20 protein-coding genes are annotated in these 23566 nt (G+C 56.6%); 11 read left to right on the top strand and 9 right to left on the bottom strand.

Features of this window, described 5'->3' with window-relative positions:
* Positions 1-7 precede the first annotated feature (7 nt).
* The 5 genes from CIK74_RS13320 to CIK74_RS13300 all read right to left on the bottom strand — a co-directional run bounded on the left by CIK74_RS13320 (position 8) and on the right by CIK74_RS13300 (position 4548).
* Positions 8-937 carry a protein phosphatase 2C domain-containing protein gene (locus CIK74_RS13320; RefSeq protein ID WP_096256680.1) on the bottom strand — a complete coding sequence of 310 codons (930 nt, stop codon included), beginning with the start codon at positions 935-937 and terminating at the stop codon, positions 8-10.
* Positions 938-2149, bottom strand: a complete 1212-nt coding sequence (locus CIK74_RS13315) for an adenylate/guanylate cyclase domain-containing protein (RefSeq protein ID WP_096256679.1) — start codon at positions 2147-2149, stop codon at positions 938-940. It abuts the gene before it with no gap.
* The gene (locus CIK74_RS13310) at positions 2146-2697 is read right to left on the bottom strand and encodes a hypothetical protein (protein ID WP_096256678.1); all 552 of its coding nucleotides are present in this window, start codon (positions 2695-2697) and stop codon (positions 2146-2148) included. The genes CIK74_RS13315 and CIK74_RS13310 overlap by 4 nt, the downstream gene beginning before the upstream one ends.
* A gap of 86 nt (positions 2698-2783) precedes the next feature.
* Positions 2784-3650, bottom strand: coding sequence for a biotin--[acetyl-CoA-carboxylase] ligase (locus CIK74_RS13305; protein ID WP_096256677.1), 867 nt, complete (start codon positions 3648-3650; stop codon positions 2784-2786).
* A 40-nt stretch (positions 3651-3690) separates the two neighbouring features.
* Entirely contained in the window at positions 3691-4548 is an 858-nt protein-coding gene (locus CIK74_RS13300; RefSeq protein WP_096256676.1) for an NAD(P)-dependent oxidoreductase, read from the bottom strand.
* A 194-nt stretch (positions 4549-4742) separates the two neighbouring features.
* On the opposite strand from CIK74_RS13300, the gene CIK74_RS13295 reads away from it, so the two are divergent.
* The 3 genes from CIK74_RS13295 to CIK74_RS13285 all read left to right on the top strand — a co-directional run bounded on the left by CIK74_RS13295 (position 4743) and on the right by CIK74_RS13285 (position 8415).
* Positions 4743-6353, top strand: coding sequence for an acyl-CoA carboxylase subunit beta (locus tag CIK74_RS13295; protein ID WP_096256675.1), 1611 nt, complete (start codon positions 4743-4745; stop codon positions 6351-6353).
* 43 nt (positions 6354-6396) lie between these two features.
* On the top strand, positions 6397-6615 hold the full coding sequence (locus tag CIK74_RS13290; RefSeq protein WP_096256674.1) for an acyl-CoA carboxylase subunit epsilon: 219 nt from the start codon (positions 6397-6399) through the stop codon (positions 6613-6615).
* 132 nt (positions 6616-6747) lie between these two features.
* Entirely contained in the window at positions 6748-8415 is a 1668-nt protein-coding gene (locus CIK74_RS13285; protein ID WP_096256673.1) for a DUF885 domain-containing protein, read from the top strand.
* A 71-nt stretch (positions 8416-8486) separates the two neighbouring features.
* Here CIK74_RS13285 and CIK74_RS13280 read toward each other — a convergent pair whose 3' ends face one another.
* Positions 8487-8876, bottom strand: coding sequence for a VOC family protein (locus CIK74_RS13280; protein WP_096256672.1), 390 nt, complete (start codon positions 8874-8876; stop codon positions 8487-8489).
* Between the two features lie 296 nt (positions 8877-9172).
* Here CIK74_RS13280 and CIK74_RS13275 point away from each other — a divergent pair, with 296 nt between their 5' ends.
* The 7 genes from CIK74_RS13275 (at position 9173) to CIK74_RS13245 (ending at position 19254) form a co-directional block, all read left to right on the top strand.
* Entirely contained in the window at positions 9173-10555 is a 1383-nt protein-coding gene (locus tag CIK74_RS13275) for a dicarboxylate/amino acid:cation symporter (protein WP_170947881.1), read from the top strand.
* Between the two features lie 158 nt (positions 10556-10713).
* Positions 10714-11385, top strand: coding sequence for a TetR family transcriptional regulator (locus tag CIK74_RS13270; RefSeq protein WP_096256670.1), 672 nt, complete (start codon positions 10714-10716; stop codon positions 11383-11385).
* A 3-nt stretch (positions 11386-11388) separates the two neighbouring features.
* Positions 11389-14829 (top strand): MMPL family transporter, encoded by a 3441-nt coding sequence (locus CIK74_RS13265; RefSeq protein ID WP_096256669.1) that lies wholly within the window; start codon positions 11389-11391, stop codon positions 14827-14829.
* The gene (locus CIK74_RS13260; protein WP_096256668.1) at positions 14826-15464 is read left to right on the top strand and encodes a nucleoside triphosphate pyrophosphatase; all 639 of its coding nucleotides are present in this window, start codon (positions 14826-14828) and stop codon (positions 15462-15464) included. The genes CIK74_RS13265 and CIK74_RS13260 overlap by 4 nt, the downstream gene beginning before the upstream one ends.
* A 90-nt stretch (positions 15465-15554) precedes the next feature.
* On the top strand, positions 15555-16025 hold the full coding sequence (locus CIK74_RS13255; protein WP_141392959.1) for a hypothetical protein: 471 nt from the start codon (positions 15555-15557) through the stop codon (positions 16023-16025).
* Between the two features lie 5 nt (positions 16026-16030).
* The gene (locus CIK74_RS13250; protein WP_096256666.1) at positions 16031-17329 is read left to right on the top strand and encodes a glutathionylspermidine synthase family protein; all 1299 of its coding nucleotides are present in this window, start codon (positions 16031-16033) and stop codon (positions 17327-17329) included.
* 152 nt (positions 17330-17481) lie between these two features.
* The gene (locus CIK74_RS13245; RefSeq protein WP_096256665.1) at positions 17482-19254 is read left to right on the top strand and encodes a biotin carboxylase N-terminal domain-containing protein; all 1773 of its coding nucleotides are present in this window, start codon (positions 17482-17484) and stop codon (positions 19252-19254) included.
* Positions 19255-19285: 31 nt separating this feature from the next.
* Here the strand turns inward: CIK74_RS13245 and CIK74_RS13240 are convergent, their stop codons facing one another.
* A complete protein-coding gene (locus tag CIK74_RS13240; RefSeq protein WP_096256664.1) occupies positions 19286-20044 on the bottom strand; it encodes a 3-beta hydroxysteroid dehydrogenase in 759 nt (252 codons plus the stop codon).
* 208 nt (positions 20045-20252) lie between these two features.
* Between CIK74_RS13240 and CIK74_RS13235 the strand changes: the two genes are divergently transcribed.
* The gene (locus CIK74_RS13235) at positions 20253-20795 is read left to right on the top strand and encodes a hypothetical protein (protein WP_141392958.1); all 543 of its coding nucleotides are present in this window, start codon (positions 20253-20255) and stop codon (positions 20793-20795) included.
* An 80-nt stretch (positions 20796-20875) separates the two neighbouring features.
* Here the strand turns inward: CIK74_RS13235 and CIK74_RS13230 are convergent, their stop codons facing one another.
* Both CIK74_RS13230 and CIK74_RS13225 read right to left on the bottom strand, forming a co-directional pair.
* Positions 20876-21460: a VanZ family protein gene (locus tag CIK74_RS13230; RefSeq protein ID WP_096256662.1), complete on the bottom strand. Its 585-nt coding sequence runs from the start codon at positions 21458-21460 to the stop codon at positions 20876-20878.
* Between the two features lie 657 nt (positions 21461-22117).
* On the bottom strand, positions 22118-23506 hold the full coding sequence (locus CIK74_RS13225; protein ID WP_096256661.1) for an MFS transporter: 1389 nt from the start codon (positions 23504-23506) through the stop codon (positions 22118-22120).
* Positions 23507-23566: the final 60 nt, after the last annotated feature.

The raw sequence follows: 23566 nt of genomic DNA, 5'->3' as shown, positions 1-23566 counted from the left end.
CGCGTGTTTAAGAGTCCGCGGCGGGTAACACGTCGATGACTACCACCGCGATATTATCCCGGCCTCCAGCTTCCAGCGCAGCCTGAGTCAAAACTTGAGAAGCCGCTTCTCGTTCCGGGTAGCCAACAAGAATTTCTTGAATTGCTTCTTCGGTCAATTCCCCGCTTAACCCGTCACTGCACAGCAGATAACGATCACCGATGCGCGGCTGCAATACGGTTAAATCCGGTTGGCTGTCGGCCCCGGCACCTAAGGCGCGGGTGATCAGGTTGCGGTGTGGGTGGCTACGTGCCTCGGCCTCGGTAATCTGACCGGCGTCCACCATTTCTTGCACTGCGGAGTGGTCCCGGGTAAGTTGACGCAGTTCCTTGCCCCGTAGACGATAACCGCGCGAATCACCGACGTTGACCAACAGCAAGCTGGTGTACTCGGCGCTACTTTGGGTTTCGGCACTGACCTTTTCGGTCCGTGCCCGATGTTCGGCCAGCATTTCGGGGGTAATCTTGCTGAGCACATCGGTGTTTTGGCTCATTTTAAAGCTACCGGTCCACGGTGGGATCACCATTGGCTGGCTCACCTGGTCACGGCCTGGCCCTGCACTACGGATCAAAGCCAGTGCGCAAAGCGTAGTGCCACCACGCGATTCCAGCACATCTCGGATGCGGTCATCGGCCAGTTGCACCTGTTTTTGAACTTGCTCAACGGTCGGTAACCGGCGCGCTATGGTTTTCAGGCTGAAGGTGTTCAGCTCTTCGAGGGTTTCTACTGCCAGTTGACTGGCTACCTCGCCCGCCTCATGTCCGCCCATCCCATCGGCCACCGCCTGGACCACGTCAGTGATCAGGATGCGGTCTTGATTGTCCTGGCGTTTGAGCCCGACATCTGTTTGACCGCAGACGGCCAGGCGGAAGCTTTCGAAGTTCTCTTCAGAATCCATTTAGTCCAGCACCAGCCTGCCACCCTCACCAGCGGAGAGTTCATAGGGTTGAATTTCACCAAAACCACGCACTGAGGTTATTTCTTGAGCAGTGAGGATAAAGCGTGCGTCTTGTTTCAGCGTGTTCGCGGTAACCGCGTCGGTTAGTACCATTCCGGGCTCCGCCAACGAGGTCAGTCGAGCTGCCAAGTTAACCGTGGGACCGTAAATATCTCCCAGCCGGGAGAGCAAACGTCCCCAGACCACCGCAACACGAGTGCGCGGCAACAGTTCGTCAGCTTCAAATTCACGCGAAAGCGCCAAGGAGATTTGGGCTCCCGCCTGCGGAGTTTCGGCCACGAATAAGACTTCGTCACCAATGGTTTTGACGAGTCGGCCGCCACCAACGGAAATGATTTCGGCGCTCTTAGATTCAAAGCGCTGCACCATTTGGGCGAGGGTGCGTTCGTTCATCCGACGCGACAAGGATGTGTAAGAAACTAGGTCGGCAAAGCCGACCGCGCGGGCCAGCGGCAGTGGAGTTCCGTCGTCGTCACCCGAATCTTGGTTATAGGCCGCCACTCCGGCTTCGGCGCGTAGTGCAAGACGGTGAATTCCGGCGTTGAGCTGGCGACGCCAGGAGTAAACCAGCAAATCTTCCAACGGACCGATGAGATCAGGCAGACTTTCCAAGAGTTGCCGGCGTGCTTGTCGGTCGCTCATATTCTGGTTGGCGACCATATCCTCGACGATCGCCTCGACCTGCCAGACCACCATGCGGTCTGTCATTTGCCCTACCGAACGCATCAGCGAGATGGCGGTTTCGTCGGTGAGTTTTCCTTCGCGCACCAGGTCAACCATGGTCTTGAGGGCTTCGGTGTCTCGTCCACTGAAAAAGACTTCGTCGTCGCCGAGCTCCGGAAAGCCCATGGCGCGCCAAAGTTTGCGGGCCGAGAGTAGTGAAACACCGGCGTCGGCGGCTACCTCACGACGTTTAAACTCGCGTTGCCCGCCAATGAGACGGTGCTCCAAATCGGCCATGTGGTTTTTGACCGCGTCCGAGGCATGATGTGGAACCTGGAGCGGACTCTTCATGGCTTGGGCCAATTCGGCGATGGGGTCTAGCTCCGCCGGGTTCTCAGGATTAGGGGTGTGCTCGCGGGCTTCTTTGACTGCCTCAGAAGCCGCCTGCGGGGTGTCTGGACGTGATGGATTGGAGTTGTCGGTGCTCATTGTCCAATGCCCTCACTGTTCGATGTATCTACCGCGGCGTTTGTTCTCTGATGCTGGTGCACGTTGTTCATCGTCTCGATGGCTAAGGTGCGGAAATAGGATACTGCGGGCACATGCATGATACGCACATGTCCATGGCTTAATACAACGTCTAAGGTCCCGGGTTTCGTGCTTACCGCCTGTTGCTTGGTGTGCGCAATCAAATCACGCACGGAATAAAGACCAATAGATTCTAGGTCCGAGCGACCATAGGAAGTCCGGAATAAGATCCGCTCGGTGGTCAACACGATGCAGGTGCGTAACCAACGAACCCACGGTGTAACACACCAGATCAGCACAAGTATGAACCACAGTACGGCGGATAAAATCATCCAGAGCTCGGATTCGTTCGTGAGCCAATCAGAAAGGTCTTCACGGGAGAGATAACCGAGTAGAAACGCGCACCCAGCGGTGAGGAATAAAAAGACGGCAAAAGGCTGGCGTAACACTCGGGAATGTTCTCGGGTCTTGATGACCACGCGCTCCCTGTCATGTAACGGCACCTTCATCGTCGAGTTCCTCGCCCCTCCTACCGTAAGTTCTTCCGAACAGTCACCTCATCTAATACTAGTCCGCGTACTCTGCGCTTGGCTCGTTAAGCGTATTTACCGTCGGCGCGCCGCACATGGTGTACGTCGCCGGCCAGAATCCGGTGGCTTTGGCCCGTAGCGTCTTGCACGACAAGTGCGCCATCCTCAGCCAGTTGCACTGCCTTACCCAACAGAGTTGATCCATCGGGGAATTCCACACGTACTTCTTGGCCTAAGGTCGCCAGTCGTTCCGCCACCAGTTCGCGCAGTGAGTGGTTCCCAAAGGGCTCCATGGCCACGTCACTTTGCCCGCCAACCGCTCGGAATGCTGCGTCGAGGGCAACAAACTGACGCAGGTATTCGGCAAGCAATGCCGAGCGATCCACCCGGTGACCGCCGGCTAGGCGAAGCGAGGTCGCTGTTTCTACAGGTAACTCAGCTGGCTCTTGGTCTACGTTCATACCGGTGCCCACCACCACGGCAAAGCCTTGGGGAGTTTGCACCATTTGGGCCAAAATCCCGCAGATTTTCCGGTCACCTGCAAGTAAGTCATTGGGCCATTTGATCCGCGCATTAACTGGAACTAGCTCTTGGACTGCGTGAGACCAAGCCAGCGCCGCCAGCATCGTGTACCAGCTCAACGACTGAGGCTCCATCGCAGTGCCCGGTGAGGCCAAAATGCTCACGGTGATCGCAGACCCGGCCGGTGTCACCCATTCGCGCCCCAAACGCCCCTTGCCCTGTTGCTGGTGCTCGCTGAAGTACACGCTCAGGTGGCTAGCTAGTCCGTCGCTTGCAAGTTGGGCAAGTTCGGTGTTGGTGGAGCCAGAGCTGGTCACTACCTTGATGAAGCCCAGCCGCAGTTGCGCGGCCAGCTCTTCTAAGGGGGCTGAGTCCAGCGCTGCCCGTGCCGCCGAGGTTTCAGGGTTCATCCTTTAACCCTATGACATCTCTTCCGTGGGGAACCTGTTTTTAGAGGAAGATGTCCTCGATGAGTTCAGCCTGCGGATTTACCGCATACTTCTCCAGGTCGCTGATTCCGCACCTTTCGAGCACCTGCACGTCGGTGAAGAAATTCCCACTAACTCCTTGTGGCTCACTGGCAAGAATGCACACCGCGGCGTCCGCCACGATATCGGTGGTGCGAGCGGCTTGGATCATCTTCATCCCACCGGGCATAGCTCGAATGGCGGCGGTATCAATCAACGTTGCCGGCCACAGCGAATTCACCGCAATTCCCTCGTTTTTGAGTTCTTCGGCTAGTCCCAACGTGGTCAGTGACATTCCATATTTGGCCATGGTGTAGCCCAGGTGAAGTCCCGCCCAATGTGGATCTAGATTCAGCGGTGGTGAGAGGGTCAGAATATGCGCGTGTGAGGATTTACGCAGGTATGGCAACGCTGTTTTTGATAACAGGAACGTCCCCCGCACGTTGATGTCTTGCATCAGGTCGTAGCGCTTCATGTCCAGATCATCGGTTTTTGCCAGGTTGATAGCCGAAGCGTTGTTGATGACGATGTCGATGCCGCCGAATTTTTCGACCGCCGCATCCACCGCGCGCTGTACGTCCGCGTCTTCACGCACGTCGCCGGCAACCGCCAAGCCGTGCCCGCCGGCCGCATTAATCTGCTCGACGGCCGTGTGAATGGTGCCTTCCAAGCTGGGGTGTGGCTTATCGGTTTTGGACAGCAAGACTACGTTGGCTCCGGCCTTAGCTGCGGCGAGCGCGATGGCCAGTCCGATGCCGCGGCTACCTCCGCTCATCAACACGGTGCGGCCCTTGAGCCGAGTTATTTCTGGGGCGATCTCACTACGCGATTCATTAGTCATGTGACCTAGGTTACGCGATGTTCCCGCGCTAAGCTACTCATGAGTAACTTATTCTGGTGTGCTTCATGTTCACACCACGGGCGTTTTGTGAGTTTCCTACAACAAAAACCGCAAATAACCCGGTTAGACTGACTTAGTTGGCATTTTTCTTGTGCCATTCCTACACATCAGCAGAACCCGAGGGAGCCGAAGGTATGACGCAGGGCCACACCGAGACGGACGAAGTGACCGATCTGTCCACCACCGCTGGCAAGCTTGCCGAATTCCGCCGCCGCCAGAACTTGGCGCAGGCACCTTCGGGCGAGGTAGCCATCGAAAAGCAGCACGCACGCGGCAAGCACACCGCCCGCGAACGCATTAACATGCTGATGGATGAAGATTCCTTCGTCGAATTTGATGCCCTGGCGACACACCGTTCCACTGCTTTCGGCATGGAGAAGAAGAAACCACTGGGTGACGGACTGGTCTCCGGTTATGGCACAGTAGACGGCCGATTGGTCGCCGTCTACTCACAAGATTTCACCGTATACGGTGGCTCACTTTCCCAGGTTAACGGCGAAAAAATCGTCAAGGTTCAGGAATTCGCCCTGCGCAATGGTTGCCCTATCGTAGGTATCCTCGACGGCGGCGGAGCACGCATCCAAGAGGGCGTCGCCTCGCTGGCGATGTTTGCCGACATCTTCCGCAATAACGTTCATGCCTCAGGTGTTGTGCCACAGATTTCTTTGATCATGGGTCCTAGCGCCGGAGGGGCCGCCTACTCCCCCGCGCTCACCGACTACGTCATCATGGTCGACAAGACCAGCCACATGTTCATCACCGGTCCAGATGTCATCAAGACGGTCACCGGCGAAGAGATCGACATGGAGTCCTTGGGTGGTGCACGCCAGCACAACGCCAACACCGGCACCTCCACGTACCTAGCCACCGATGAGGAAGACGCGGTGGAGTTCTGCAAGGAACTGCTGGACTTCCTCCCATCCTCAAACCTCGCCGACGGATTGACCGCGGAATTTGATGAAGATCTAGAAATCAATGAAGATGATCTCTCCCTAGATGCGCTGATCCCCGATTCGGCAAACCAGCCATATGACATGCGCAAGGTTATTGAATCCGTAGTTGACGACGAGCACTTCTTTGAGATGCAGTCACTCTACGCACCGAACGTGATGATTGGTTATGCGCGCGTCGAAGGCCGCACGGTAGGCATTGTGGCTAACCAGCCGATGCAGTTTGCTGGCACCTTGGATATCGCCGCCTCTGAGAAGGCCGCACGCTTCGTACGCAACTGCGACGCTTTTAACGTCCCACTGCTCACCTTCGTGGACGTGCCGGGCTTCCTGCCTGGCAAGGACCAAGAATTCCAGGGAATTATCCGCCGCGGAGCGAAGCTGCTCTATGCCTATGCAGAAGCCACCGTGCCCAAGCTAACCGTAATCACCCGCAAGGCTTACGGTGGCGCGTATATCGTGATGGGTTCCAAGAAGCTTGGAGCGGACCTGAACTTGGCATGGCCTACCGCGCAGATTGGCGTGATGGGCGCACAGGGTGCGGTCAACATTCTTTACCGTCGTGATCTGGCCGCAGTGGAAGCCGAGGGCGGAGACGTCGAGGCGCGCCGCAAGCAGATCATTGAAGATTATGAGGCAGAGCTTCTTAATCCTTATCAGGCTGCAGAGTTGGGCTACATTGACGCGGTCATTGCGCCGAGCGAGACCCGTCTACAGCTAGTCCGCGGATTGCGCGCACTGCGTGAAAAGCATGCCACCTTGCCTCCGAAGAAGCATGGCAATATCCCGCTGTAAAGCCGGATTCCGCAGCCAGCATCCACCTTTGAAGGAGTAGCCAGTGACCGAGCAAAGCACCGCACCTGCGGCCGCACAGATTCAGGTGACCAAGGGTAAACCCACCGCAGAAGAACTCGCGGCGGTAACCGCCCTACTCACCGCCATGGGGAGCGCCACGTCTGAGGAGATTGAAGTTCCTGCGGTGCCCGAGCGTATGACTCGACTTCGCAAACGTCGGGCGCTGTCTCCACGTTTGGGCTGGAGCCTAGGCCGACGCTAAGCGATTCGACCCGCAATTCCCCGGTGTTCTACCTTTGGGTAGATCACCGGGGAATTTCATTTTAAGAAGTAGCTTCCAGCAAAAAACCTAAAAGTCTTCAACAAATCTTTCATATCAATTACTGTTAGCTACATGACATCTCCCACAGCGCAGCGCATACCTTCGCGCATCGACGCCATTGCCGAAAACTTCTTTGCTAAGACCCTAGAGCTTGCCCCGGAATACGGCGTTTCTTTTGGGTTACCCGGATACGAAGCCGCTTACTCTGATTACTCCCCCAGGGGAACCGAAGCGCAGATTGAATTAATACGCGAAACCCTCGCCGCGCTGGAGACGACTACGCCCCAAGATGACATCGATGCGGTCACCCTCGATGCCATGCAAGAAAGGCTTGGATTAGATCTAGAGATTGCGCTTTCTGGTCGCACAGAATTAAACAACATTGCCTGCGCCGCGCAGGAAATCCGTTCGATCTTTGACCTCATGCCGCAAGAGCGCGTGGAGGACTTCGAATTTATCGGCATGCGCCTAGTTAACGTTCCACAAGCCATCGACGGATACATCGCATCGCTGCGAGATTCCGCTTCTAAGGGATTGGTCTCTGCCAAGCGTCAGGTCAATATCGTCATGGGTCAATGCGCAGACTACGCCAAGGACGGTGGATTCTTTGACAAGTTAGCTAGCGCAGGAGCTGCCTTAGATCCGTCCCTTTCTGTTTCATTGGACGCTGGAGCAAATCTCGCAAAAGATGCATACCGAAAGCTCGCGCAGGTACTCAACGATGAGTTGCTTTCCCAAGCGCCAGAAGCCGATGCGGTGGGCCGCGAATACTATTCATTGATGTCGCGCCGCTTCTTGGGCTCCGCAGTAGATCTTGAAGAAACCTACGCGTGGGGCGTAGCCGAACTGGACGCGATCATCGCCGAACAGCAGCGCGTGGCTGAAAAGATCAAACCCACAGCCAGCATCGAAGAAGCCAAAAAGATCCTCAATGCCGACCCGAAACGCACTCTCGACGGTACCGATGCACTTAAGTCATGGATGCAGGAAAAGGCCGATGCGGCCATCGTGGCACTACGCGACGTGCACTTCGAGATTCCCGCGCCAATGGACCGTATCGAATGCATGATTGCTCCAACCGAAGACGGCGGGATCTACTACACCGGCCCTTCCGAAGACTTTGAACGCCCCGGACGGATGTGGTGGTCGGTACCTCCTGGCGAGGACCAGTTCACCACCTGGGCCGAGCTGACCACCGTGTATCACGAAGGTGTTCCGGGTCATCATCTGCAAATCGCGACCGCACAGCTGCAGGCCGATACGCTTAACAGCTGGCGCCGACTACTGTGCTGGGTTTCCGGTCATGGCGAAGGTTGGGCACTATATTCCGAACGCTTGATGCACCAACTGGGCTACCTCGACGACCCGGGCGATTACATGGGCATGCTCGATGCGCAACGATTGCGTGCTGCTCGCGTGGTCTTCGACATCGGCGTACACCTTGGATTAGAAGTACCCTCCCAGTGGGGCACCGGAACGTGGAACGCGGACAACGGCTACGAATTCCTCAAACAGAATCTGGATATCTCCGAGGGACAGCTGGACTTCGAATACAACCGCTACCTTGGTTGGCCGGGCCAAGCCCCGAGCTACAAGATTGGTCAGCGCCTCTGGGAACAGGCACGCGACCAGGTGGCCGCGCGTGAAGGCGAAAACTTTGAGCTCAAGGATTTCCACACCCGCGCGCTGAAGCTTGGGTCCGTAGGACTCGATACCCTCAACCGCGCGTTATTAGGCTAACCCTGCCCCGAGCGAATCAAATATGTTGGCTGTCAGATCTTCTGGCAGCCAACAGTTTTAACCACCCAACCTCACGGCGTATAGGTGGACAGCTGGATCAAATTGCCACAGGTGTCATCAAATACCGCGGTACTCACCGGTCCCATCTGCGTTGGTTCTTGGGTAAATCTCACGCCCAAGGCTGACAATCGTTCGAATTCGCCCTGCAGATCCTGAACCGAGAATGAGGTCAGCGGAACACCATCGGCAAACAAGGCTTCTTGGAACGGACGCGCGGCCGGATGCGCCACCGGTTCCAACAAAATTTCGACCCCACCTTGATCCTCCGGTGAAACCAGGGTTAACCACTTATATTCATCCATGGGTACATCGTGCTTCTTCACAAAGCCGAGTAGCTCGGTGTAGAACTTCTCGGCCTTAGCCTGATCATCAACCAAGACACTGGTGATATAAACCTTCATCTAAACTCTCCATCTTGTTGCTCTTGCTCGTCATCGGCAGATCCGGTGCTTTCAGTTAATGCATATTTGGTACCCAAAAGCCATCAACTCGGTTAGTCCCCTGCGCGCTGCGCTTTCTGAGCGCAGCTTCAAAAAGAAAACTATGCATCGGTTTATTCCAAGATTTCTCTAGAATTCGGCTCATTCCAGTGACCCTTCACACAAAATGGCCACCCTTTCGTTGGAATAACCGCCGCGCGTCATGTTGCGTAACATTAACTGCAATGGTTCCGCTTTTCCCCCCTACCGTTTTACTCATGTCTAACTCCGCACCATCATCGAGACTGCCTCGTTGGATGACCAGCTTCGGTCCGCAGATTATCGCTGCGTTGATCGTTGGTCTGATCCTCGGCCTAGTCGCAAAGTACACCGGCAGCACCGCCGACGCACCCAATGCCCTGGGTGAAGCACTGCAGATTATAGGATCCAGCTACGTAGCCTTACTGCGCACCGCTGTCATTCCACTGATCTTCTTTGCCGTGGTTGCTTCCATCGCAAACCTGGCCCAGGTCACCAATGCCGCACGCCTCGCGTGGCAGACCCTGCTCTGGTTCGGCATCACCGCACTCATCTCGGTGACCATCGGCATGGGGTTGGGCGCGTTCATGCAGCCTGGCGCCAATACCGGCCAAAGTGCCCCGGCCGAATACGACGGCAAGACCGGGGACTGGCTCGGCTTCCTCACGGGCCTGATCCCAGCAAACTTCTTAGGCCTAGGTGCCAGCACCAAGATGACCGAGGGCGTTGCTACCACCTCGATCAGCTTTAACGTGTTGCAGATCTTGGTCATTGCGATCGCCGTGGGCATTGCAGCCCTGAAGGTCGGCAAACAGGCCGAACCATTCCTCGCATTCTCCGCCTCGATGCTTTCGATCATTCAGAAGGTGCTGTGGTGGATCATCCGCATTGCACCACTGGGCACCGTGGGTTTGATCGGTAACGCGGTAGCCAGCTACGGCTGGGACACCATTGGCGCACTGGGCAAGTTCACCGCAGCCATCTACATTGGCTTGGCCCTTGTACTCTTTGCGCTGTACCCGGTCCTGGTGCGCAGCCACGGACTGTCGATTAAGCAGTACTTCTCCGGGGTTTGGCCTGCGGTCCAGCTCGGCTTTGTGTCGCGCTCCTCGATCGGCACGCTGCCACTGACCCAGCGGGTCACCGAACGCAACCTTGGCGTACCTTCGGCTTATGCTTCCTTCGCAGTGCCATTGGGTGCCACCACCAAGATGGACGGCTGCGCCGCGATCTACCCGGCCATTGCCGCGACCTTCGTCGCCCAGTTCTTCGGCATCGATCTTGGCCTCACCGACTACCTGCTGATCGCCTTGGTATCGGTATTGGGCTCGGCCGCTACCGCCGGAACCACCGGCGCCGTCGTGATGCTGACCTTGACCCTTTCAACCTTGGGTCTGCCATTGGCTGGCGTGGGACTGTTACTCGCCGTTGATCCGATCGTCGATATGGGCCGTACCGCGGTGAACGTCGCCGGTCAGGCCTTAGTGCCAACCATCGTCGCCAAGCGCGAAGGCATCCTGAACATGGAGCTCTACAATGCACCGCGTAACGGCAATCCCTTCGCCGACGACTCCGTGGCGGCAACTGCTGTCCAGCCCGAAGCAAACTCGGTAACCAGCTAATTTGTCCCCCGGTTTATCTGCCGGAGCATCCAAGCGGTCAGCATTCACCCATCGTGGTGTGTCCTGGCCGCTTGATTTTTTAATGCACAGCCTAATTCGTGGTGCAGAACACACTTTTCATTTTGCACAGCGTGCAAGTTTGCACGTAGTGTAATTATGTGACTTCCCAAGGTACCGGCACCCGCCGCGAACTCAATAAGCAGGCGACGCATCAAGCGATCGTCGATGCGGCGTTGCAGCTGCTACGCGAGGGTCACGGCACCGCCATAACTGCCACCCAAATCGCCGAAGCCGCCGGCATCTCCCGGCGCACGCTGTTTAATTATTTCCCCTCCGTGGATGCAATCCTTTCCTATCCGCTGCATGCGGTACTCGAGCATATGGTGGAGACGCTATCCCCACTGACCGAGCATCTTCCGCTCATGCAAGCGGTGGTGCGCGCACTGCAATCCGAGCGGGCCACCGAACTTTTAGGCCAAGTCGCCCAATTTGGGGCTTATCTTCGCCAGCAGGCCAGCGGCGGCTGCTACCCACCAAATTTCATCGCCTGGCAAAGCGCCACCGGCGAGGTCATCGCGAAGGTAGCCTCGCGCTATCCGCAGGCAGATGCCTATTCGATCCGCGTGTTTACCCACGCGACCCTGGGCGCCGGGCAGGCAGCGTTTGATACCTGGATTGACCAGCTACCCGATCCTGGCGCCTCGGGACTCCATATCTCCGATGAACTCATCAATTCCTTCCACCGGCTGATCACCCGCGCCATGGAAATGCTCGACGCGGGTTTTGACTCGCTGCTCTTAACTGCCTCAACCTCGCCTCAGGAAGACTAAGCCATGGCTACATACCTCTACCGCCTCGCCTCGTGGGCGCATAAAAACCGTCTACGCATGCTAGCCATGTGGATTGCCGCCTTCATCGCCATCGGTGTGTGCGCCTCCCTCTTCATGGGACAGCTGTCTAATACCTTCACCCTGCCGGGCACCGAAACCCAGCGCACCATGGACCGGATGAAAAATGAGTTGCCTGATTTGGCCGGCGGCCAAGGCACCATCGTCTTCCGTGAAGGTTCCAACCGGGCGCTGAACGCAGATCAAAAGTCCGCGATTCAGGATTCCTTGGAGCAGCTGGCGTTGCACCCACAGGTTGTCGAGGCCATGAGTCCCTTCGAGCTGCAAAAGCAGCTTGATGATGCCAAACCGGAACTGGATAAGGCTCAGCAAAAACTGGTTGACGGACAGCAAGACCTTGACAAGGCTAAAGAGCAGATAGCCGACGGCAAGGTGCAGCTGGCCGATGGTAAAGAGCAGATCACTCAAGGGTGGTCCCAGCTCTTTGACGGCACCAAGGAAATCGAGGATGCCCAGCCACAGATTGACGCGGCAGAAAAGAAACTTGCCGCCGGGTGGAGTGAACTTCGCGCAGGCGAGGCCCAGCTGAAAAGCGGTCAGGCACAATTTGATGCGGGTGAAAAGAAATACCAGTCAGGTCTGGCAGAGTACAACGCTGGATACAAGAAGTACCAGTCAGGCAGCAGCCAGTTAGCTGCCGGAGAAAAACAACTTGATCAGGCCGATGCCAAGCTCGCCCAGGGCGAGAAGGAATACCAAAATGGTCTGAAACAGCTTCTAGATGGCAAGTCGCGTGGTGCCTTGGAAAAGGAACTTACCGCCGGCAAAAAGCAGGCCACCGAGGGCCTGGCGAAGGCTGAAGAGGGTCTTAAAACCATCGAGCCGCAAATCTCGGAATTGAATACCCAAATCACCGGTGTTCAGCAGCTGCTGAAGCAGGCCGAAGCCGAGGGTAACGACGCAGATATTGCTAAGCACCAGGCCACCTTGCAAGGCATGCAGGCAGGTCTTGACCAGCTCACCGCCGCGAAGGCCAAAGCCACCGAAGGCAAAACGCAGGCCAACGCCGCGCTGAAGCAAATTGCCCAGGCTCAGTCCGGGCTCAAGCAGTTAGATGGTGCCCGTAAGGAACTTGACGCCGGTGCTAAACAGGCCACCGAGGGACGCAAGGAACTCGAAGCCAACCGTAGCCAACTAACTTCCGCAAAAAAGCAGCTTGATCAGGCAAAAACCCAGCTTGCCTCGGGCAAAAAAGAACTTGATGCGAATAAGGCAAAACTTGCCCAAGCCCGGGTGCAGCTTGCTTCCGGTCGTGCAGAATTGAACTCCGGACAGGCCCAGTTCGACAAACAAAAGGCCACGTTCGAAGCGGGCAAGGCTCAGCTGGTGACTGCAGAAAAGACGCTGCGCGACTCTGAGACCACGCTCAAGGAAAAGACCAAGGAGCTGGAAGACGGAGAAAAAGAAATCGTCACCGGCGAAAAGGAGCTAGAACGCGGACGCGCAGAGCTAGAGTTCGCCTCCCGTCAGGTCGGCGCCAGCGGCGACATGCGCTTCGTCTCCAAGGACGCCTCCACCGCCGTCTCCCAGGTCAGCTTCCGCATCCAAACCGACGCGTTGACCGCCTCTGACCGTGAAGCAATCACCGCGATCGCCGCAGGCCCACAGGCCACCGGGGTTGAAGTACTTTTCTCCAAGGAAATCCTGCAAGATATTTCCGAGGTCTTTGGTACCGCAGAAATCATCGGTGTGGTCATCGCCGCCGTGGTGCTGATGGTCATGCTCGGCACGCTCATCGCGGCCGGGCTGCCACTACTCCTGGCACTTCTTGGCGTAGGCGCAGGTGTAGGAACCACGCTGGCCTTCTCCTCAATGTTCTCAATGGCCTCAATTACCCCAGCGCTGGCATTGATGTTAGGCCTGGCCGTCGGTATTGACTACGCACTGTTCATTATTCACCGCCACCGTACCCAGCTGCTGTCCGGCATGGAGGTCGGCGAATCCATCGCCCGTGCGGTAGGCACCAGCGGCAACGCGGTAGTCTTCGCAGGCTTGACGGTCATTATTGCGCTGGCCGCGCTGGCCGTACCAGGCTTGCCATTCCTCACCGTACTGGGGCTGTCCGCGGCCTTCACCGTGCTCTGCTCGGTACTGCTGAACATCACCTTGCTGCCGGCCCTGCTCTCCTTTGCCGGTAACAAGCTGGTCTCCAAACGTGCCCGAAAGCACGCGAAAAAACCGGTGACCAAGGAACCGATCTCGGCACGCTGGGTGCGCATGGTTACCAAGATCGCGATTCCCGTCTCCCTGCTGGTGATCGTGGTGCTCGGAGCAATTGCACTGCCGGTCTCACAGATGCGGACCGCCTTGCCCGACGGCAGCGCCGAAGCCGCCGATTCGCAAGCCTTCCAGGCCTACCAACAGACTAGTGATAAGTTCGGCGCCGGCTACAACGGCCCACTGCTGGTACTCGCCGACCTGCCCGAGGGACTCTCCCAGCGTCAGGCGGATACCAAGTCACTGGATATCGCCGATATGTTGCGCGAATACCACGGCGTGGTAGCAGCCATCCCGGTCACCATGACCGATGACCGTTCGCTGTCCGCCATTCAGGTGATCCCGGAAGGCGGTCCGGCCTCCGCCGAGACCGAGGCACTGGTCCACGAATTACGTGACAACGCCGGAAAGTTCACCGACGCCACCGGAGCGAAGATCGCTGTCACCGGTCAGGTTGCGGCGCAGATTGATGTGTCGGAGAAGGTCACCAGCGCGTTGCCACCGTATCTGGCCATCGTGGTAGGACTTTCACTGATCTTGCTGTTGTTAGTCTTCCGTTCGGTGGTTGTGCCCCTGCTAGCCACCGGCGGCTTCCTGCTATCCCTAGCCGCCGCCTTCGGCGCCAGCGTGATGGTTTACCAGTTCGGTTGGATGTCTTCGGCCTTCGACGTCAATGTCCCTGGCCCGCTGCTCAGCTTCCTGCCGATCTTGCTCACCGGTATCCTTTTTGGCCTGGCCATGGACTACCAGGTGTTCTTGGTTTCGGCGATGCGCGAGCATTACGCCCACGGTGTATCGGCTCGTGATGCGGTACGTTCTGGGTTCTCCATGGCGGCCCCGGTGGTCACCGCGGCGGCGCTGATCATGATTGCGGTCTTCGCCGGCTTCATCTTCTCGCACCTGTCGATGATCCGCCCGCTGGGCTTTGCACTGGCAACCGGAGTACTCTTTGACGCCTTTGTGGTCCGTATGACGCTGATCCCAGCGGTCATGCACCTGCTCGGCGACAAGGCTTGGTACCTTCCCAAGTGGCTGGATAAGATCCTTCCAGACGTTGACGTTGAAGGCGCTAAGCTCAACGCAATGCTTGAACGCAAGGCCGAAGAAAACGCAGCTCACAACCCCACCAAGGAGACCGCCAGCGTATGAGCACCACGATAAGCAGGCCGCGATTGCTACTTGCCTCCGCCAGCGCCGGAAGGCAGAAGTTGCTCCGCGACGCCGGCTTGGCTTTCACCACGCAGGTCTCCAGGGTGGACGAAGATGCGGTGCTGAGCGCTGCCGAAGCGGAGCATGGGCCACAAAGCCCGTCGGCCACGGCGTTGCTGCTAGCCAAAGCGAAGGCAGAAAATGTCGCCGGGGACGCCCATCTTGAGGGCACTCTAGTGCTCGGTTGCGACTCGGTCTTCGAGCTTAATTCCCTGGCCTACGGCAAACCTCATACCGCACAGGTTGCCCGCGAACGCTGGCAACAACTGAGCGGCGCTACCGGGATCCTGCATTCGGGACATTGGCTGATCGATACTGCCAATCCGGAAGCTGCTACCGGAGAGATCTCCTCAACCACGGTGCACTTCGCCACCGTGAGCGACGCGGAAATCGAAGCCTACGTGGCCAGCGGAGAACCGTTGCCCTGCGCCGGTGCGTTTACCATCGACGGTTTGGCCTCGGCCTTTATCGAATCCATCGAAGGCAATTTCCAAAACGTGGTGGGTCTCGATATTTTTGTGCTTCGCAAATTGCTGACCCAGTCAGGTATCAGCATCACCGAGCTATGGAAATAGTCTCCATACATCGTGCTGAACGGCGCTTGGCGCGGCATCCCCTGCAGCAAGCGCCGTTCGCTTACCGCTAGACCGAGAGAACTTAGATCATTGAGTGTCCAACGACGTTTCACCTTGCCCGCAGTGGCCACCGCCGCAGCGTTAGTCTTATCCAGTTGCGCTTCGGATGCCGGCTCTAATTCAGGCTTCGAGTCCACCCCAGAAGACACGGTTTACTGTGTTGATCAAGACAACGTCGTAGTTGACGAAGCACAGTGCAATGACGCTCAAGGCTCCTCCGCGCACCATGGCGGCTCGGGCATCGGCACCGCACTCATGTTCTTCATGATCGGCCGCTACGCCGGCGGACTGCGCCCGGGCACCAGGCTTGATCCTACTCAGTCCACGCAGCGTTTTAGCACCACAGACAATGCTGCCCGGACCAAGGCTGGATTATCAGGCACCTTCCGCAATGGCTATTCGGCATCCACCGGAAAACCGGCAGGTTTTGGCTCCAGCAACAAGCAGCGCAGCGGCACCGGTCATTCCGGTGGCTTCGGCGGCGGACACACCGGAGGCTAAGCACAGTGCAACGCAAGATGACCACCGCACGTCCAGATTATCTTTCCAAGGTCCAAGCCGCAGGGCTGGTGTACACACACGATGATGCCCACAGTTCCGCACCGCAGCTCTACAGATACTGGCGCGATGACGCCTACTACGAGCTGACCCCTCAAGAAATCGAGGTGCTGCACCAGGCAGCCACCGCGGTGTTTTCCATGATGGAGGAAGCCGGAGACTATCTGCTCTCTCCCGCTGGCGCCTCGGATCTAGCACGCTTTGGCATCCCGCACCGCGCCATGCGCGCTATCCGCGATAGCTGGAATGAAGAGCCAGCTGCCGGATCTGTCTACGGCCGTTTCGACTTCCGTTTTGGCGGGCTGACCCACCCCGAGCCGGACCAGCGCATCCCCAAACTTTACGAGTTTAATGCCGACACCCCCACCTCACTGGTCGAGTCCCTAGTGCAGTGGCAATGGTTCGAGGATCAGCCTCAGCTAGGCTCCAGCCAATGGACCAATATGTATGAGGACCTGGTGGCGGCCTGGCAGCGAAACCTTGAAATTATCTCGCGCAAGATTGGTGCCGTGCCCACCGTCTACTTTGCCTGCAGTGAAGAAGATACCTCCCACGAGGATCAGATGAATACCCTGGTGTTGCGCGATACCTGCGCCGCGGCCGGATACCGTACCGAAACCATCTATATCGAGAATCTCTGGGTCGATGAGCAGGGACGCTATTGCGCGGGCGAAAACGGCCCGCACATCCAGGTCATTTTTAAGCTGTACCCCTGGGAGCATATGGTGCACAGCGAGAATGCCGATGAGCTTTTCGAGGATATGCGTGACTCGGGATTCGACGGTGCCAGCTACCGTGGTGGCACCATCTGGATCGAACCACCGTACAAGATGCTGTGGAGCACCAAGGCTATCTTGCCGGTGCTGTGGAAGCTCTTCGGCGAGGATCCGGATCGCTCCCAGTATCTGCTCCCAGCATGGTTTGACGGCCAGGCCCCGTACTACATCCAACGCCTTGGCTACGTGCGCAAACCATTACTCAGCCGCGAAGGTGCCGACATCACCATGTACCTGCCAGACGGTGGCCTCACCCTAGGCGAAGCTCAAGGTTATGGCGAGGAAGGGTTCATCATTCAAGAGCTCGCCTTGCCTCCGGTGTTCCGCCGCGCGGATGAAGCAACGGATGTCAGCACGGTGTTGGGCATCTGGATGATCGATGGCGAGCCTTCTGGTCTTGCGGTGCGTGAAAGTCAGGGACCGATTACCGATAATTTCGCCAACTTCATCCCGCATGTGATTTCCCACTAGCCGGTCCGGATTAAATGCCCCACGTTTTTGTAGGAACCCTCTAAAATTTTTGGTCTAACACCCCGGAATTTGCGGATAAGTACATATAGTTCCCACAAAACCGATAGGCTCCTAGGTGAGAAACCGTAACTTTTTAAAGACAAGGTTCACCCATGAATCCATTGACGAAGGTGCTGGTCGCCAACCGCGGCGAGATTGCAGTGCGAATTATCCGTGCGGCACGCGACGAAGGAATCGAGTCGGTCGCTATCTACGCCGATTCGGACCGCGACGCACTGCACGTGCGACTGGCCGATGAGGCCTACGCACTGGGCGGCACCACGGCCGCCGAATCCTACCTTCGTATCGAGAAGATTCTGGACATCGCGCAGCGCTCCGGCGCCGACGCGGTACACCCCGGCTACGGCTTCCTGGCCGAGAATGCCGACTTCGCGCAAGCGGTTATCGATGCCGGGCTGACCTGGATTGGGCCAAGCCCACAGGCCATTGACCAGCTTGGTGACAAGGTCAAGGCGCGTCATATCGCTGAAAAGGTCGGCGCTCCACTGGTTCCAGGCACCAAGGATCCGGTGGCCTCGGCCGAAGAGGTATACGCTTTTGCCGACGAATTCGGTTTGCCGCTGGCCATCAAGGCCGCCTACGGCGGCGGTGGCCGCGGAATCAAGGTAGTGCGCAACCGCGAGGACATCGGCGAGATGTACGAGTCCGCAGTCCGTGAAGCCATTGCGGCCTTTGGCCGCGGTGAATGCTTTGTCGAACGGTTCTTAGATGCCCCGCGCCACGTCGAAACCCAGTGCCTAGCAGATAACCAAGGCAACGTCGTGGTCGTTTCCACCCGTGACTGCTCCTTGCAGCGTCGCAACCAGAAGCTCGTCGAGGAGGCTCCGGCTCCCTTCTTGAGCGAGGAGCAGGTCACCCGACTCTACGAAGCTTCCAAGGCGATCCTGCGCGAAGCAAACTACACAGGTGCCGGCACCTGTGAGTTCCTCGTCGGACAAGACGGCGTCATCTCCTTCCTCGAGGTCAACACCCGACTGCAGGTCGAGCACACGGTATCCGAGGAAGTTACCGGTCTTGATCTGGTGCGCGAACAGTTCCGCATTGCCCGCGGCGAAGAGCTGGGCTACACCGACCCTGAGGTCCGCGGCCACTCTTTCGAATTCCGAATTAATGGCGAAGACGCCGGCCGCGGCTTCGTGCCAACCCCTGGCACCATCACCAAGATGAGCCTGCCTACCGGTCCTGGCGTCCGCGTAGATTCGGGTATCGAAGCCGGCGAGAGTGTCTCAGGAAACTTTGACTCGATGATCTCCAAGCTGATCATCACCGGCGCCACCCGGGAGATCGCCGCCGCCCGTGCACGCCGTGCGCTGGAAGAATTTAAGCTCGAAGGAATGGCAACGGTATTGCCATTCCACCGTGCGGTCATGTCAGATGCCGCGTTCGTGCCAGAATCAGGCCCCTTCAAGGTCCACACCCGCTGGATTGAAACCGAATTTGCCACCGTCATTGAACCGCACCCAATGCCGATGGCAGAAGCGGAAGAAGCCGACGAACGCACCTCGGTGACCGTAGAGGTTGCCGGCAAGCGTCTGGAAGTCACGCTACCTTCCTCGCTGGGGTCGGTATCGGCCACCGCAGATAAGGGTGCCAAGAAAAAGCGTAAGCCAGGGCGCAAGGCCGGCGCTGCCGCCGCTGGCAACAGTGCAGAGCTGCGTTCGCCGATGCAGGGCACTATCGTGAAAGTTGCGGTGGCCAACGGGGATACCGTCGCCGCCGGAGATCTGATCGTAGTACTTGAAGCAATGAAGATGGAACAGCCAATTACCGCACACCGTGCAGGTACCGTCCAAGGCCTAGAGGTGAGCCCCGGAGAGTCACTGTCCTCCGGAGCGGTGATCGCCTCGATCATCGAAGCGGACTAAGTACCCACCGCCAATTTGGGCCGTTCAAACGTTACGCGTTTGGACGGCCCTGGGCGTTTAACCAGTCGGAAAAGGTTTCGCTACCCAGCCGCGCGCCCGGCCCGGGAAGCAAAGAGCCATCACGCATGGCGCGGCTCATCGGCCCGGGTAACGGTATTTCGAACACCCGTTTGGCCCGCCCTGTATCGTGTGCCAACTGGGCCCGCATCAGATCAGCCATGCGTTCCTCACGGGGTCCGGCCAGATCTGCCACCACTCCTTGGGGCTCCCCCGTCGCTAGCCTTACCAGTTCAGCGGCGACCTCGGCGCTGGAGACTGGCTGCGAACGCATGAGTGGGGCAAAGTGCAACGCCCCGATTCCCATCCGTTCCGTCAGCTGTCCGGCAAACTCGTGAAATTGCGAAGCACGCAGCAAGGAGAATCCTCCTGTCTGGTCCATCAGCAAACGCTCTTGGGCTGCCTTACCTGCGTAGTACTGTGCGTCAACAGCCAACGCACCAATTATCGATAGTGCAACGTGGTGAGTACTCCCCACCAGGCGTCCTGCTTCCAGTAAATTTTTGGTGGCCTGGGTAAAAAACTCCACCGCGGCCTTTGTGCGCATACTGGAGGTGCTCGACACGTCAATGACTGAATCAACACCACTCATCGCGTCAACCAGCCCGACACCGGCCACCACATCGATTCCGGTGCGTCGCGACAGAACCAAGGGAATATGCCCGGCTGATTCAACCGCCGAAACGACTTGACGACCAATGGTCCCAGTTCCACCTGCGATAGCGATTTTCATGGGCTCAACCTATCTTGGGGTCTTACACGACACCGTAAATATGAGGCCTTATATTTCTCTTCAGACTGTACGTCGCACCAAGATTGTTTCGCAAGGCAACCGCCAGCCTCGTGTGCGCAAACAACTTTCAAATGCGAAACAGGTTCGTTTCCTGGCCCTTGGAGACGATTTCTATTCCTATAAGAAGACTTAAAGCTAGGATGACATCATGCTAAAAGATCTACGATGCAGAGATATAACATCTTTACCATCGATGCCATTATTTTTGGTTGCCTTCGGCGTAGCTGCATCCATGAGCACAACGGTTAATTGGTGGGCGCCAGGGCTCGGGCTTCTTGCTAGCTGCGGCGTTTGGATGTTAGCCAAGATTTTTTCGCTTTCGAAGAATGATGGAAACAGTGCACCCGCACTAATAGCCAAGCAGCATGCTCTTTTGTGCGCGTTGGCGGGGCCGCTTGCTGTTATCGCCGGTTATTACTGCTTTAACGCTTCGATTTCGCTGATTGCTGTATTGCCAATATCTTCGATATTTGGGGGCGCTTTCATAAGTCGACTACTCGATGACTCGACAGCACTCAAAGCTGGTTATGCTTGCGCACTTGCTGGCGTGCTGGTTCTAATTATTGAATCCGCGGGAGTCGTGGAAAGTTTTAATCTACTCATACAAGGATCAATAGTTTCGTTTGTCGCCATGGCATTTGCGGGAGTGTCGTTCATTTTAGTCCGCAAAGTTTTTGTCGATCACCAATAACACAGAGTACGGCGAAAGTGGATTTTGGTGTTTTGGATATGCAGCCCACCAGCTTCCCTTTGATTTGGAACCCTTGCATTTTAGTGAGACTTGGAGAATATTCGTTTGGTCGAAAGTGGCTTGTCTAAAGTACGCCTCTTGACATGGCTTCCGCAGATCCCCCAGCCAAACACGGTCCCCAGAGAGTACATAATGATGTCAGTTACGGTGAGCGCACGTCCCCAGTTCGTGAGTAACTGAGAAATCTCGATGAGCCCACCGAATCCGATAAGAAAGATGAATGCGGCACTGGTTCTCATTTTTGTGAACCACAAGGTAAGAATCATGCCAGGTACAAAAAGAATCGCGTTGAGCGCGGATTCTCGTACAGCAGTTAGATTCAGGCCATACTGGTCAAACCATCCATCAAGGGGAACTAATGAGAATCTTGCCCTGTCCTCTCCTTCGAATTGAATCGGAGCACTTCCACCGTTGGGAATGATGGTAATCATGACGACACCGATATACCAGCAAGCTAAGCACCATAAACCCAGGGTTTCCCGAACGTCTCGTTTGTTTGGCCGCTTCGAAAATCGGCTAACAAAGAGCATCACAATTAACACGATGACGCTAACGAGAAAGAACCAGGGAACGAGCCAACCAAAAGCCCGAATTGCGTTTGTCACGTGTTAGTAGCCTTATCTCCGGTGTAACAATTTTTCCATTGACAGTAACATATCCGACGTTGTCAAGCACATAAATATGGAATTTGAAGGACCACTTTCGCGTGTCGTCAAAGCGTCTTGCACCCGCAGAACCGCAATTCAATGTGAAGTCACCGTTGTTGCGCCGGATAAGACCCGTGGGTTGATTGCTGATTCTCTAGATCTGTACTTTGAGTGAACGAAAAACTCCGTCAGCGTCAGAACGTTTAGGCTCTGGCTGGATACTGAAAGCTGGCATAAGTGAATGAAATTTTCGTTCACTTATATGCCCGATCCCTTTAGAACCCTGTTGCTGGCTAAAGCCAGCGCGGGCGGCTTGTTTCGGGTATTTCATCGTTGCGTACGTTACTGGTTCTAGGTTTCTAACCCGAACGAAAATATGGCCGGGTCCCTTCTCCCCCACCTAAAACAACCTGTTCGGCTATCAGCCCTGGATATAAGTTCGAACCTGCGGTTGATAGTGAATGAAATTTTCGTTCACGAAATTCTCTGAACCGGAGGCAGACCCGCAGCAGCCGTTTTGCCCTCTAGCCACGCCCAGGACAAATGAAAGATGGCGTGTAATGCGAATCCTTGCGGACTGCCTTACACGCCATCTTGAAGATTTTTCAGCCGTTATTACTCGACGAATTCTTCCATATCTACATCTTTAGTATCGCGGGTAAGGAACAGTGCCACCAAGGTGAGCACAGCGGCAATTGCCAGGTAGATGCCCACGCCCGTCGTGCTGCCATTTCCAGCGCTCCACAATGCGATTGCCACGAATGAAGCCGGGGCTGCACCAATGACCGAGGACAGGTTGTAAGCAACCGCGGATCCGGTGTAACGCACGTTGGAGGGAAAAAGCTCCGGCAAGTACGAGGCCATCGGACCGAAGGTCAGACCCATGAGGGTGAAACCGACAATCAGACCTGCCATCGCTGCGGCCTGTCCAGGGCCGAAGAATAGCGTCCAGGCTAAACCGAAAATTAGAATTCCAATGGTAACCCAAATCAAGAACTTGCGACGGCCATATTTCTCGGCCAACGGTCCCGAAACCATAGTGAAAATACCGAAGAATACGACGCCGATAATCAGCATGGTGAGGAAGGTCGGGCGGTCAATTCCCAGACCTGGAACGAATCCTTCAGCGTTAAAGGTTTTGCCGGCCGCTTTCGCAGTAGCCTGCCCTTGTTCAACGGATGATGCTGTAGTGCCGTATGTCAGGGTGAACGAGGTCATTAGGTAGAACAGCACGTAGGTGGCCAACATGATGAAGGTACCGGCCAGAGTTGGACGCCAGTGATGTTTCATCGTGACCGAGAAAGGTGACTTTACGACCTTCTTCTCGTTAAGTACCTTCTGGAATGACAAGGATTCAACGAGCTTCAAACGTACCCACAGGCCAATGATCACCATGACAGCGGAGAAGTAGAACGGTACGCGCCAGCCCCATGCTAAGAACTGTTCTGCGGTCAGGGTGGTCTGCAGGACCACGAAGATCAGGTTAGAAAGAATAAAGCCGACCGGTGCCCCCAATTGTGGGAAGGTGCCGTAGATAGCTCTCTTATTCTTTGGAGCGTTCTCCGTCGCAAGCAATGCCGCGCCAGACCATTCACCACCAAGCGCCAGTCCTTGAGCGAATCGCAAAATCACCAAAGCCAGAGGAGCGAGGACCGTCCAGTGCCCCTGCGCAGCAGGTAGGAAGCCCATCAGGAAGGTAGCGATACCCATCAATAGCAATGACGCAACCAGAGTTCCCTTACGTCCCAACCTGTCGCCGTAGTGGCCGAAGATTATGGAGCCAAGCGGACGCGCAACGAATGCCACACCAAAGATGGCAAAGGAGGACAAGATTGCGTTAATCGGCGTTGCGTTAGGGAAGAACAGCGTAGGGAAAACCAATACCGACGCGGTGGCGTAAGCATAAAAGTCGAAGAATTCGACGGTGGTGCCGATCATGCTGGCGAACAGCACGCGACCTCTGGTGTTTTCCTTTGGCGCTACTGTCTGGTTAGCCTGCGACATGCTGGCGGCTCCTTCTAAGATGCGAATAAAGGCTCGTTTATGACTTCATAATGGTACGTC

This window comes from Glutamicibacter sp. BW77, from assembly GCF_002332285.1.
In the GTDB taxonomy this organism is placed as follows: domain Bacteria; phylum Actinomycetota; class Actinomycetes; order Actinomycetales; family Micrococcaceae; genus Glutamicibacter; species Glutamicibacter bergerei.
Note: the sequence above shows the minus strand (reverse complement) of the source record. Positions and strands in the feature narration are given on the sequence as shown.